Genomic DNA, 12,779 nt, shown 5'->3' on the forward strand with positions numbered 1-12,779 from the left:
TTGTTTTCGTGCCGGTTGGAACGATTTATTTTCCGTCCGTTGCTTCGGCTTCGAGTAATTCGAACGCTTGTCCGATGAGTTCTTCAAGACGATCCCCTCCTTCTGCAAGATAGATATATCCAAGCAATGCCTCAAACGCCGTAGCATAACGGTACGTATGAACGTCCGTACTTTTCGGGACAGAACCGGATTTGGCGTTCTTCCCGCGCCGGACGACGGCTTGCTCTTCTTCTGTTAACATATTTTCATTTAACCAGTGGGTCACGACGAATGCTTGGGCCTGGGCACGGACATACCGGATGGCTGCCTGATGCAGCTCACCCGGTTTGACGAACCCCTTTTCAAGCAACCGTTCCCGGACACGCATTTCGTAGACGACATCGCCCATGTAAGCGAGTGCCAGTGCATTTAATTGTTTGTAGTTCTTCATCCGCGCTTCCACCGCATCCCTTGTGCTGTATCCTCAAGCAAGATACCTTGGTCGCGCAATTGATCACGGATTGCATCCGCCCGGGCGAAGTCGCGTTCTTTTCGTGCTGTGTCACGATCACGGATCAGCTGTTCCACTTCTTCGTCGAGCAACCCTTTTTCAATCGTCAAGGTCACACCGAGAACCGTCGACAATTCCTGGAAGACTGCCAAGAAACGTTCCAGAACTTCTTTTGCAACTTGATCTTCCCCAAGATAGAGGTTCGCTTCCTTCGACAGGTCAAACAGATCAGTCACGGCATTTGCCGTATTGAAATCATCATCCATCGATGTGACGAAATGCTGTTTGATTTCTTCAATCCGGTTCAACCATTTTTCTGTTGCCGTTCCGAGGTCAGCTGTCATCGTCAAACGATGTTCAACGTTTGCGACCGATTCGCGGATTCGTGCCAACCCGTTTGCCGCCTGATCAATCAGGTCACGGCTGTAGTTGATCGGATGACGGTACTGGACCGACAGCATGAAGAACCGCAAGACCATCGGATCGACCGCTTGAATCGCTTCGTGGACCGTCAGGAAGTTACCGAGGGATTTGGACATCTTCTCATTTTCGATATTGAGGAATCCGTTATGCATCCAGTAGTTCGCAAACTTTTGCGAATTGCAGGCTTCCGATTGGGCAATCTCATTTTCATGGTGCGGGAATTTAAGGTCTTGTCCGCCGGCATGAATATCGATTGTATCGCCAAGATACTTTTTCGCCATCGCCGAGCACTCGATGTGCCAGCCAGGACGTCCTTCTCCCCATGGACTCGTCCATGCCGGTTCACCCGGTTTTGCCGCTTTCCATAAGACGAAATCAAGCGGATCTTCTTTTTTCTCACCAACCTCGATCCGGGCACCCGAACGGAGTTCGTCAATCGACTGTTGGCTTAATTGACCATAATCTTTAAAGCTGCGTGTCCGGAAGTACACATCTCCGCTTGATGCGTAAGCATTTCCTTTTTCAACGAGTACTTCGATGAAGGCGATGATATCGTCCATCGTTTCTGTGACGAGCGGATGAATATCCGCTTTTTGGACATTTAACGCCCCTGTATCCGCGTGATAGGCTTCGATGAATCGTTTCGTCAACGCGTGGTAATCTTCTCCGAGCTCATTTGCTGTCCGGATGATTTTATCGTCGACATCCGTGAAGTTCGAGACATACTTGACGTCGTAGCCCCGGTACGTAAAGTAGCGGCGGACTGTATCGAAGACGATGGCCGGACGGGCATTTCCGATATGGATGTAGTTATAGACAGTCGGTCCACAGACGTACATCTTAACCTTTCCTTCTTCAAGCGGTTTAAACGGTTCCTTTTTTCCGGTCATGCTGTTGTACAGTTGTATCATGGCGGTGTCCTCCTTTTATTCGTTCAATCTCATATTTTAATTGTTCAAGTTCCAGTTCAACCCGTTCCTGGCATTCACGAACCGGATCGGGTAATTGATGATCAAGCGGTGCATCGACCTTGATACCGTCCTGTATCACGACACGTCCGGGAATACCGACAACGGTCGCATTGGACGGTACGTCTTTTAAAACGACGGAGCTTGCGCCAATCTTCGACGAATCACCAATCGTGATATCACCGAGTACGCGTGCTCCGGCGGATACGAGGACACCATTTCCGAGTGTCGGATGCCGTTTGCCCGTTTCTTTCCCTGTTCCCCCGAGTGTCACACCTTGGAACAACGTGACATCGTCGCCGATAATCGCTGTTTCGCCAATGACGACGCCCATACCGTGATCGATGAAGAAACGACGTCCGATCGTCGCACCGGGATGAATTTCGATTCCTGTCAGGAACCGACTGAATTGCGACAGCATCCGGGCGGCGAGATGCAGATTCATTTTCCACATACGGTGGGCTAACCGGTGCATCCAGACAGCGTGTAACCCCGGGTAAGTTAAGACGACTTCTATCGTACTCCGGGCTGCCGGATCCTGTTTAAATACATTGCGGATATCTTCACGCATCCGTGTCATGTTTGTTCTCCTCTCCATAAGAAAAAGCGCCTCCGTGCATCGCTGCACAGAGACGCCAATCAGCGCGGTCCCACTCTGTTTGGATGAACGAATCATCCCTCTCCGGTCCGTTAACGCCGGAGATACGTCTACGCCTACTCTCACTGATTTCGGGTAGCACTCAGAGGGGCATTTCGAGAGCGCGGCCGTTCAAGCTTTCTCACCACTCAAGCTCGTCTCTGTACAACGGACATCGTTCCTACTTTCCTCATCTACGCTTTATTTTATGCGTCCAGACGCGCAAGTACGCGGTCTTTTCCTAATAGTTGAATCGTGTTCGGGAGCTCCGGTCCGTGTGTCTGTCCGGTCGTTGCGACACGGATTGGCATGAACAGATTTTTCCCTTTTTGTCCGGTCGCTTTTTGAGTCGCTTTGATTGCGCCTTTGATCGCTTCCGGTGTCCATTCTTCAAGCGTCCGCAACTGGTTTGCGAATTCACTCAAGACTGCAGGAACGGTTTCTCCTGCTAAGACAGTGTTTGCTTCTTCATCATACACCAGTTCATCCTCAAAAAACATCTCTGAAAGCTCGACGATTTCTGCGCCGTGTGTCATCTGTTCCCGGTATAATCCGACCAGATTTTGTGCCCAGACAAGCTCTTCTTCCGTCGGTTCGCTTGCAACACGTCCCGCGTCCTGCAGGAATGGCAGACTCGCTTCGAATACTTCTTCGAACGATTGGTGTTTCATGTATTGACCGTTGATCCAAGCCAATTTTTGCTGATCAAAGACAGCCGGACTCTTCGACAAACGAGATGCATCAAAGATTTCGATGAACTCTTCTTTCGTGAAGATTTCCTGTTCACCGACCGGCGACCATCCGAGTAACGTCACGAAGTTCAGTAACGCTTCCGGCAAGTAACCGAGATTTTTATACTGCTCGATGTATTGGATGATCGACTGATCACGTTTTGACAGTTTTTTGTGTTCTTCGTTGACGATTAATGTCATATGTCCGAATGTCGGATACTCCCAACCGAACGCATCGTAAATCATCATCTGCTTTGGTGTATTCGAGATATGGTCGTCCCCGCGCAGGACGTGGCTGATCGCCATCAAGTGATCATCGACAACAACAGCGAAGTTGTACGTCGGAATCCCGTCTTTTTTGACGATGACCCAATCGCCGAAATCTTTTGATTCGAACGAGACATCTTCTTTAACGATATCGTTCCATGTGTAGGTAACGCTTTCCGGAACACGGATCCGAATCGACGGTGTCCGGCCTTCTGCCACAAATGCATCTTCTTGTTCTTGCGTCAGATTACGGTGTGCACCTGAATAACGGGGTGCTTCCCCACGTGCGATTTGCGCTTCCCGTTCCGCTTCGAGCTCTTCCGATGTCATGTAACAGCGGTAAGCCAGTCCTTTTTCAAGTAACTCGTCTGTGTATTTTTTGTACAGATCGAGTCGCTCCATTTGGAAGTAAGGACCATAGTCGCCGCCGCGACCCGGACCTTCATCCCAGTCGATGCCGAGCCATTCGAGGTACTTCATCTGACTTTCCACACCACCATCGATGTTTCGTTTCTGATCCGTATCCTCAATCCGTAAAATCATCTTACCGCCTGCGTGTCGTGCAAACAGGTAGTTAAACAATGCTGTTCGTGCATTTCCAATATGAAGGTGTCCCGTTGGACTTGGTGCATAACGTACACGTACTTCTGCCATTACCGATCCACTCCTTTAGTCTAAAATTCGCTTACCTAGTATACCTTATTCTTCGATTCGTTTCAGCAAAATCACAGCCTGACATGCGATTCCTTCTTCACGCCCCGTAAAACCGAGCCATTCCGTCGTCGTCGCCTTGACGTTGATTTGTTCGATATCCGCTTCAAGCAGTTCCGCGATTCGCGCCCGCATCGTATCGATGTATGGACGTAACTTCGGCGCTTGCGCAATGACGGTCGCGTCTAAATTACCCAGTTCATAGCCTTGTGCTTTGACCAGTGCATACACGTGCTGCAACAATTTTGCTGAGTCAGCATCTTTAAAATCCGGATCCGTATCCGGGAAGTGTTTCCCGATATCGCCCGCCGCAATCGCACCGAGTGCTGCGTCAGCAATCGTATGTAACAGGACGTCAGCATCCGAGTGACCAAGTAACCCTTTCGTATGCGGAATCTCGATTCCACCTAAAATCAGTTTGCGATCCTCTGCAAAGGCATGTACATCAAATCCTTGTCCAATTCGAATCATCATCATTTCCCCCGTTTCGTTAGAATGGCTTCTCCGAACAATAAATCGTCCGGTGTCGTCACTTTAATGTTCTCGTATTGTCCGGTGACCCAAGTCACCGTTCCTCCGTCCCATTCTATCAAACTTGCGTCATCCGTACCTAAAAATTCCGTCGCTGCCTTCGCATGAACAGTTCGAATCCGCTCTAATTCAAAGGCTTGCGGCGTTTGTGCTGCCATCAGCTGATCCCGGGGGACCGTCTCGACAATCGCGTCGCCGTCAATCCGTTTGACGGTATCCTTAATCGGCACACCTAATATCGCAGCTCCGGTCTTTTCAGCTGCTTGGACGACCTGCTGAATCGATTCGATGGTCACGAATGGTCGGGCTCCGTCATGAATCAGGACGATCCCCGGTGCTGTCACCGCTTCTAATCCACGCTGGACGCTTTCCTGACGTTCACGCCCACCCGGGACGAGACGGATCGACGTCTTGTATGGTGCCGTGATACGTTCAAACCACGGTTGCTCCGTCGGATTGATCGCCAAAATGATTTCAAGACAAGCCGGGTCCTGCTCAAAGACATCAAGTGTCCATTCGATGATGGACCGGTCTCGTAACGTCAGCATTAATTTGTTTCGATCCGCTCCCATCCGTTTCCCTGCTCCGGCGGCCGGAATGACAATCCGGTATGTGTGCTCTTTCATCTAGTTCCCTCTTTTCCCATAAGTAAAGACTGCCAAAAGAGATTTGGCAGTCTGCTGTTTATTTTTCCTGGGGTTTCGCAAAAATCATCCGTCCGGCAGACGTCTGCAGAACACTGGTCACGACAACACCAATCGTTTTTGAAATCAAATGTTTTCCCTCTTCCACGACGACCATCGTTCCGTCCTCGAGATAGGCAATTCCCTGTTTCTGCTCTTTTCCTTCTTTGATGACAAGGACCGTCATCTCTTCGCCGGGAATCACCACTTGTTTGACGGCATTCGCCAAATCATTAATGTTCAGGACCGGTACGTTCCGCACTTCACAGACCTTATTTAAGTTGTAGTCGTTTGTGACGACAATCCCTTTGATCAGTTCGGCCAACTTAATCAACTTGATGTCGACTTCCGGAACATCCTCAAAGTCTCCATCGTAAATTTCAACTTCCATGCCGGGAATCGATTGCAATTCCTTCAACACATCGAGCCCGCGACGTCCGCGGTTTCGCTTCAGTGTATCTGATGAATCCGCAATATACTGCAACTCGCCGATGACAAATTGTGGAACAATCAGTTTGCCTTCGACAAATCCTGTTTTTGCGATATCCGTAATCCGTCCATCGATGATGACGCTCGTATCGAGGACTTTACTGTTTGATTTTGCGACAACAACAGGCTCAGCCGCTTTTTTCTCAGTCTGATTGTTACTGTTGCGCAAGAAGACTTTCGTCAGTTCGTGACGCTTCCGGTAGCCGACCGTAAATCCGAGGTAACCGAACAGCACTGCGACAATCATGGTTAACACATTACTGAGTAAAGGAATACCGACAAGTTCAATCAGCATGCTGACAAGAAAAGCCATGACGAGACCGACCAATAAGCCGAATGTGCCGAAAAATAGATCGGCGACAGGTGCTTTCACTAACTTTTCTTCTAAAAACCGGAGAAGTCGAATCACAGAATCCGTAATGAATAATCCAATTAATAAAAATATGAGTGCACCAATCGTTCCTGTTACGTATGTGGTCATCAACCATTCCGGGAAAGCCATCTTCGTCGCTGCTTCAATCAGCTGAAACAATTGAGGAAGCAACAAGATACCGAGCGCAAGACCTAGTAACGCAAAAAAGATCCTGATGACGATTTTCAATCTTCCCACCTCCTTTTATTATTTTAAGTTCATTGTAACATGTGTTTATTTGAATCACCTACGCCTTAGGATGGGGAAACTGTTTACAGGTCTTTTACATCTTCCCCATCTTTTGCCGTAGTTGAAACCGCTTAAAACGGAATTGTTTCGCGTAATGCTTCATCCACGCTTTCGACTCCGATTACCGTGATGCCGGGCGGATACGTCCAGCCCCCGAGATTGTTCTTCGGAATGATGGCACGGGTGAAACCAAGCTTTGCTGCTTCCGCGACACGTTGTTCAATCCGTGACACCCGTCTGACTTCGCCCGTCAAACCGACTTCGCCAATGACGACATCTGTCGGTCGGGTCGGCTTATCACGGAAACTGGATGCGACCGCGACACAAATTGCTAAATCGATGGCCGGTTCATCGAGTTTGACTCCACCCGCTGCCTTGAGATACGCATCTTGCGTCTGGAGCAACAAGCCCGACCGTTTTTCTAAAACAGCCATCAGCAAAGCGACTTTATTCTGATCAATCCCAGTCGCCATACGGCGTGGATTACCGAACGATGTCGGAGAAATCAATGCTTGCAGTTCTACAAGAACTGTCCGAGTTCCCTCCATCGAGGCGACGATGGTCGAACCGGATACACCGGATGTCCGTTCTTCGAGAAAAATCTCCGATGGATTCAAGACTTCCTCAAGACCTGATTCACGCATTTCAAAAATACCGATTTCATTCGTCGAACCGAACCGGTTTTTAACCGCCCGTAAAATCCGGAACGTGTGGTGGCGTTCCCCTTCAAAGTACAGGACAGCATCTACCATATGCTCAAGTAAACGTGGTCCGGCAATCGATCCTTGTTTGGTTACGTGACCGACGATAAAGATGGCAATTCCGCGACTCTTCGCGATTTTCATCAGCATCGCTGTACATTCCCGGACTTGCGTGACGCTGCCCGGAGCCGATTGAATTTCATCGATATACACGGTTTGAATGGAGTCAATGATCAAAAATCCAGGATTTTCTTCATCGACGACCCGTTCGATCATGTTCATGTCTGTCTCACTCAAGACAAACAGGTCCTGTGTCGGCAATCCGAGGCGTTCCGCCCGCAGTTTCGTTTGTTTCAGCGATTCTTCCCCTGAAATGTACAAAACTTTTTCTCCACGCGCCGCAAGACGCGCACTGGTTTGAAGCAAGATCGTCGACTTCCCGATTCCGGGATCGCCGCCGACAAGAACCATCGAGCCCGGTACGATTCCACCACCGAGGACCCGGTCAAATTCACCGCTGCCTGTAAAGACACGGCTTTCTTCCTGTGACAAGATATTTGATAAGCGTTCCGGTTTTAATTGTTTGGTTGTCGTATGCACGAAGGCAGAACCGCGCCGTGCTTTTTTCTCTTCAACGACTTCTTCGATCATCGTGTTCCATTCGCCACAGCCGGAACAGCGTCCCATCCATTTGGGAGATTCCGTACCACAACTCTGGCAGACAAATTTCGTCTTTATTTTAGCCAAGCGATTCATCCTTTCTTTTTATCAAGAAAAAAATCCAGCTTTCGCCACATACTTGCGAAAGCTGGACCCTGTTGATCAATTATTCGGTCGTTGCTGGTTCAGCTTGATGGCGGCGGACGATGAATTCACCATCTTCGACATCAAGTGCCACCCGCTCACCTTTTTGAATATCGCCTGCGAGCAATGCTTCTGACAAGCGGTCTTCTGCTTCCCGTTGAAGGGCACGACGGATTGGACGGGCTCCGTATTCCGGATCATATCCGATATCCGCGATTTTCGAGAGCGCAGCCGGCGTCAACTCGAAATGAACCTGTTGTTCTGCAAGGCGTTTCTCAAGCGTTTTCGCCATGAGTTTTACGATTTCTTCGATGTGTTTCTTCTCAAGTGAGTGGAAGACGATTGTTTCGTCAATCCGGTTCAAGAATTCAGGACGGAAGGCACGTTTCAACTCTTCCATGACTTTACCTTTCATGTCTTTATACTCACGATCCGTATCATCGGAGACCGCAAAACCAACATATTTATTGCGTTTAAGAGCGCTTGCTCCGACGTTTGACGTCATGACGATGATCGTATTACGGAAGTCGACAGTCCGACCTTTTGAATCCGTTAAGCGACCGTCGTCAAGCACTTGAAGTAAGATGTTGAAGACTTCAGGGTGTGCTTTCTCGATTTCATCAAGCAGGATGACGGAGTATGGTTTCCGGCGTACTTTCTCTGTTAACTGACCGCCTTCTTCATATCCGACATATCCCGGAGGAGAACCGACAAGACGACTTGTCGCATGTTTCTCCATGTACTCGGACATATCGATCCGGATGATCGCATCTTCGTCACCGAACATCGCTTCCGCGACAGCCCGGGCAAGTTCCGTTTTACCGACACCTGTTGGTCCGAGGAAGATGAATGAACCAATCGGACGTTTTGGATCTTTTAAGCCGGCACGTGCACGACGGATGGCTTTTGAAATCGATTTTACGGCTTCGTTTTGACCGATGACACGTCCATGAAGAATTTCTTCGAGGCGAAGCAGACGATCCGTCTCTTCTTCTGCAATCTTCGTAACCGGAACACCTGTCCAGTTGGCGACGACTTGTGCAATATCGTCTTTCGTCACTTCTAATTTTTCGTTGCCTTGCTTGTTCTGCCATTCTTCTTTTAAGCGTTCCAATTCATCCCGTAATTTTTGTTCCGTATCACGGAGACTGGCTGCTTTTTCGAATTCCTGACTTTGAACAGCTTCGTCTTTGTCTTTACGAATACCTTCAAGCTTCGCTTCGACTTCTTTTAAGTTCGGTGGTGCTGTATAAGAACGTAAACGGACTTTTGAAGCCGCTTCGTCAATCAAGTCGATTGCTTTATCCGGTAGGAAACGATCTGAAATGTAACGGTCCGAGAGTGTAACGGCTTCCTGGATCGCTTCATCCGTGATTGTCACACGGTGGTGCGCTTCATAACGGTCACGCAGACCAAACAAGATTTGTGTCGCTTCATCCGTTGTCGGTTCAGCTACTTGAATCGGTTGAAAACGACGTTCGAGTGCCGCATCTTTTTCGATGTACTTCCGGTACTCATCGAGTGTTGTTGCTCCGATACACTGGAGTTCACCGCGGGCAAGTGACGGCTTCAAGATATTCGAAGCATCGATTGCACCTTCTGCTCCACCGGCACCAATCAATGTGTGCAATTCATCGATGAAGAGAATGATGTTTCCGGCCTGACGAATCTCATCCATGACTTTTTTCAAACGGTCTTCGAACTCACCACGGTATTTTGTTCCGGCGACAAGTGTCCCCATATCGAGAACCATGACACGTTTATTCCGTAACGTCTCCGGCACTTCATTATTGATGATTTGTTGGGCAAGACCTTCGACGACGGCTGTTTTACCAACACCGGGTTCCCCGATTAAGACTGGGTTGTTTTTCGTCCGGCGGCTTAAGACTTCAATGACACGTTGGATTTCTTTTGAACGGCCGATGACCGGATCAAGACGTGTTTCCCGTGCTTGTTGCGTTAAATCGCGTGCCAGACCGTCAAGTGTCGGTGTAGCGACACCAGAGCCTGCTTGTGACGCATTCGCTGTCGTTTCGCTGTTGCCGAGCAATTGAAGTACTTGCTGACGTGCTTTCGAGAGGCTGATGCCAAGGTTGTTTAAGACACGTGCTGCCACGCCTTCTCCTTCACGAATCAAACCAAGTAGAAGGTGTTCTGTTCCGACATACGAATGACCGAGCTTACGGGCCTCATCCATCGAAAGCTCGATGACTTTTTTGGCGCGTGGTGTATAGTGAATCGTTGTCGCACCGTCTTGGCCGCGACCGATTAAAGCTTCAACTTCCATTTGAATCTTATCTGAACTGAGTCCGAGTGCTGTTAAGGCTTTCGCCGCAATCCCGTCTCCTTCACGTACAAGTCCGAGTAAAATGTGTTCTGTCCCGATATTATGGTGACCAAGACGTACCGCTTCTTCTTGAGCAAGTGCGAGTACGCGTTGAGCACGTTCTGTGAATCGTCCAAACATCATTACGCAAAACCTCCTTGTGTGTGATCCCTGTTTGCCTGTTCGGTTAACATCTGACGAATGATGCTCGCTCGCTCGATGTCCCGTTCTCTTGATGTTAATTGTTTCCCGAAATGCTTTTGTAGAAAACCTGTTTGTAGCGATACAAGCAAATGATGGAACAAGTTCGGTGGAAGTTCGACCTCCAAACCGAGACTGTCCGCTAACCGGACATCGGATAAACGTTCCGTTGCTTCCCGGGCCGTAATCAGTCGGGCAGATCGTAAAATTCCGGATGACCGGTAAAGCCGGTCTTCTAGTTCTTCTTGATACGTCTCCAATAATCCTTTTCTTGCTGCTTGTTCTGCTTCAATTAATGCTTCAACGGCAAATTGATAATCCGTAATCAACATATCTTCACTGGCACCAAGCGTCCGTTGATTCGACAATTGGAACATCCTGCCGGAAGCATCGCTCCCTTCACCGTAACGCCCGCGAATCGCAAAACCGAGCTGCCGCAGGTGTTTAATATACCCTTGGATTTGATTCGTCAGGACGAGTCCCGGTAAATGCAACATAACGGAAGCCCGTAGACCTGTACCGACGTTGCTCGGACAGGTCGTCAAATAACCAAGCGTATCATCAAAAGCAATCTTAAAGCGTTCACTGATTAAACGATCGACCTGCTTCGCAACCCGAAATGCTTCCTCCAGCTGTAACCCCGGTAAAAGCGTTTGAATACGAAAATGATCTTCTTCATTGACCATGACACTGATCTGTTCATCTTCACTTATAAAAAGTCCGGTTCGTGGATGTGTCGCCAGTGCAGGACTGATTAAATGTTTTTCTACTAAAGCAGTCCGGGTTAAAGCATCGACTTGATCAACACGCCCAAATTGAAAACCTTTTAATCCCGATAATTGACGCTCGGTTTCATTGATTAACGCATTTGCCTGATCTTCTGTCATTTTTGTCGAAAATGGATAGTGTGCCACATTACGTGCTAATCGAATTCTGGTTGAAACGACAATATCGTCGTAAGGTGCTTGCTGATCCATTTTTTGACTGAGAGGTTGCGTCAAGAGTTCTTCAAACATGGCGCAAATCCTCCTCCACATTTACAATTTGTTGTTTGATGATTTCTGCTTCTTCATAGTCTTCCGATAAGATTTTCCGGTTCAACTGTTCCTTGAGTCGACTCAACTGTTGAGCCAAACGTTTTTCAACCGACTCTTCTTCAGGACGTGAACCATAATGTTTCGTATGACCGTGTTGAAATTGACGAATCATCCCGTCGACTTCTTCTTTGAAAAACGAATAGCATGTTGCACAACCAACTTTTCGTAAATGTAAAAGTTGTTGACGTGTCATCCCACATGAAGGACAAGCGGTTTCCTGATAGGCTTTTGCCAATTCTTTTACACAAACCGAACATAGAATTTGTTCGGTTCCTTCTTGATCTTGTGGAAGTTTGACACGGACGACAGCTTCTCGTTCACCACACCGCTGACAACGCATACAAATTCCTCCCGTGTCACAATCGTTTAATGGTTTGCAAGACGGTTTGCATCAAATGAGCCCGCATCCGACGTTGATCTTCAAGTGCCATTGGTAAACTTTCCTTCTGCAACAATGATTGAATCAAAATCGCTTCCCGTCGTGTTAAAAGCTGTTCATTGATTAAGCGAACCAGATAGTCTTCTGCAGCTTGTTCGGTCAAATCGTTTCCAACCCACCGACTCATTTCATCTAACAGATCGTGACTATCTAAAATAACAATCTTTTGAATGCGGATATACCCACCGCCACCACGTTTACTCTCAACAAAGTAACCTTTCTCAATCGTGAAACGCGTGTTGATGACATAATTGATTTGTGAGGGTACACAATCAAAACGTTCTGCAATTTCCTGGCGTTTGATTTCAATTTTTTTCTCATCATGTAAAATCTGCTTTAAATAGGCTTCGATGATATCTGTGATGTTTTGCATGGGCACCACCTCTCTGACCATCTTTGACTATTGTTTGATTTAATAGTAATCATCTTAAAAGTGAAATGCAAACATTTAGCTTTTATTTTGGGTACACAAAAAGACCGACCTGCAAAATGCAGATCAGTCTCTTACTTGCCTGGCAACGTCCTATCCTCACAGGGGGAAGCCCCCAACTACTTTCGGCGTTCAAGTGCTTAACTTCCGTGTTCGGCATGGGAACGGGTGTGACCACTTGGCTATCGTC

Annotated in this window: 12 protein-coding genes, 1 rRNA gene and 1 other annotated feature; all 13 genes read right to left on the reverse strand. The window is 48.1% G+C overall.

Translation table 11 applies throughout. The features are described 5' to 3' along the window. Positions 1 to 25: 25 nt before the first annotated feature. Positions 26 to 430 carry a Mini-ribonuclease 3 gene (locus R7V76_RS14690; RefSeq protein WP_318093917.1) on the reverse strand — a complete coding sequence of 135 codons (405 nt, stop codon included), beginning with the start codon at positions 428 to 430 and terminating at the stop codon, positions 26 to 28. Then, a complete protein-coding gene (cysS, locus tag R7V76_RS14695; RefSeq protein WP_290827005.1) occupies positions 427 to 1,824 on the reverse strand; it encodes a cysteine--tRNA ligase in 1,398 nt (465 codons plus the stop codon). Before cysS ends, R7V76_RS14690 begins: the two co-directional genes overlap by 4 nt. Further along, positions 1,778 to 2,461, reverse strand: coding sequence for a serine O-acetyltransferase (gene cysE / locus R7V76_RS14700; protein ID WP_318093919.1), 684 nt, complete (start codon positions 2,459 to 2,461; stop codon positions 1,778 to 1,780). Before cysE ends, cysS begins: the two co-directional genes overlap by 47 nt. Positions 2,462 to 2,506: 45 nt before the next feature. Next, positions 2,507 to 2,724, reverse strand: a binding site (T-box leader). Next, positions 2,725 to 4,170 carry a glutamate--tRNA ligase gene (gene gltX, locus R7V76_RS14705; protein ID WP_318093921.1) on the reverse strand — a complete coding sequence of 482 codons (1,446 nt, stop codon included), beginning with the start codon at positions 4,168 to 4,170 and terminating at the stop codon, positions 2,725 to 2,727. Between the two features lie 45 nt (positions 4,171 to 4,215). Beyond that, positions 4,216 to 4,698 carry a 2-C-methyl-D-erythritol 2,4-cyclodiphosphate synthase gene (gene ispF / locus R7V76_RS14710; RefSeq protein WP_188004982.1) on the reverse strand — a complete coding sequence of 161 codons (483 nt, stop codon included), beginning with the start codon at positions 4,696 to 4,698 and terminating at the stop codon, positions 4,216 to 4,218. A gap of 2 nt (positions 4,699 to 4,700) precedes the next feature. After that, on the reverse strand, positions 4,701 to 5,384 hold the full coding sequence (gene ispD, locus R7V76_RS14715; protein ID WP_318093924.1) for a 2-C-methyl-D-erythritol 4-phosphate cytidylyltransferase: 684 nt from the start codon (positions 5,382 to 5,384) through the stop codon (positions 4,701 to 4,703). A 58-nt stretch (positions 5,385 to 5,442) separates the two neighbouring features. Continuing rightward, positions 5,443 to 6,531 (reverse strand): PIN/TRAM domain-containing protein, encoded by a 1,089-nt coding sequence (locus tag R7V76_RS14720; RefSeq protein WP_114597357.1) that lies wholly within the window; start codon positions 6,529 to 6,531, stop codon positions 5,443 to 5,445. 131 nt (positions 6,532 to 6,662) lie between these two features. Beyond that, positions 6,663 to 8,039, reverse strand: a complete 1,377-nt coding sequence (radA, locus tag R7V76_RS14725) for a DNA repair protein RadA (protein ID WP_233494618.1) — start codon at positions 8,037 to 8,039, stop codon at positions 6,663 to 6,665. Between the two features lie 79 nt (positions 8,040 to 8,118). Continuing rightward, on the reverse strand, positions 8,119 to 10,566 hold the full coding sequence (gene clpC / locus R7V76_RS14730) for an ATP-dependent protease ATP-binding subunit ClpC (RefSeq protein WP_012368981.1): 2,448 nt from the start codon (positions 10,564 to 10,566) through the stop codon (positions 8,119 to 8,121). After that, a complete protein-coding gene (locus R7V76_RS14735) occupies positions 10,566 to 11,639 on the reverse strand; it encodes a protein arginine kinase (protein WP_318093927.1) in 1,074 nt (357 codons plus the stop codon). Before R7V76_RS14735 ends, clpC begins: the two co-directional genes overlap by 1 nt. Further along, positions 11,632 to 12,060, reverse strand: coding sequence for a hypothetical protein (locus R7V76_RS14740; RefSeq protein WP_290827019.1), 429 nt, complete (start codon positions 12,058 to 12,060; stop codon positions 11,632 to 11,634). The genes R7V76_RS14735 and R7V76_RS14740 overlap by 8 nt, the downstream gene beginning before the upstream one ends. A 16-nt stretch (positions 12,061 to 12,076) precedes the next feature. Continuing rightward, entirely contained in the window at positions 12,077 to 12,532 is a 456-nt protein-coding gene (locus R7V76_RS14745) for a CtsR family transcriptional regulator (protein WP_290827021.1), read from the reverse strand. 137 nt (positions 12,533 to 12,669) lie between these two features. Next, positions 12,670 to 12,779 (reverse strand): 5S ribosomal RNA (gene rrf / locus R7V76_RS14750); the annotation flags it as partial.

Source organism: Exiguobacterium artemiae (assembly GCF_033342815.1).
In the GTDB taxonomy this organism is placed as follows: Bacteria; Bacillota; Bacilli; order Exiguobacteriales; family Exiguobacteriaceae; genus Exiguobacterium_A; species Exiguobacterium_A artemiae_A.

Bases quoted from the DNA above. Each gene is read 5' to 3' on its own strand.
- R7V76_RS14690 (WP_318093917.1), bottom strand. From the start codon at position 430: ATGAAGAACTACAAACAATTAAATGCACTGGCACTCGCTTACATGGGC.
- cysS (WP_290827005.1), bottom strand. From the start codon at position 1,824: ATGATACAACTGTACAACAGCATGACCGGAAAAAAGGAACCGTTTAAA.
- cysE (WP_318093919.1), bottom strand. From the start codon at position 2,461: ATGACACGGATGCGTGAAGATATCCGCAATGTATTTAAACAGGATCCG.
- gltX (WP_318093921.1), bottom strand. From the start codon at position 4,170: ATGGCAGAAGTACGTGTACGTTATGCACCAAGTCCAACGGGACACCTT.
- ispF (WP_188004982.1), bottom strand. From the start codon at position 4,698: ATGATTCGAATTGGACAAGGATTTGATGTACATGCCTTTGCAGAGGAT.
- ispD (WP_318093924.1), bottom strand. From the start codon at position 5,384: ATGAAAGAGCACACATACCGGATTGTCATTCCGGCCGCCGGAGCAGGG.
- clpC (WP_012368981.1), bottom strand. From the start codon at position 10,566: ATGATGTTTGGACGATTCACAGAACGTGCTCAACGCGTACTCGCACTT.
- R7V76_RS14735 (WP_318093927.1), bottom strand. From the start codon at position 11,639: ATGTTTGAAGAACTCTTGACGCAACCTCTCAGTCAAAAAATGGATCAG.
- R7V76_RS14740 (WP_290827019.1), bottom strand. From the start codon at position 12,060: ATGCGTTGTCAGCGGTGTGGTGAACGAGAAGCTGTCGTCCGTGTCAAA.
- R7V76_RS14745 (WP_290827021.1), bottom strand. From the start codon at position 12,532: ATGCAAAACATCACAGATATCATCGAAGCCTATTTAAAGCAGATTTTA.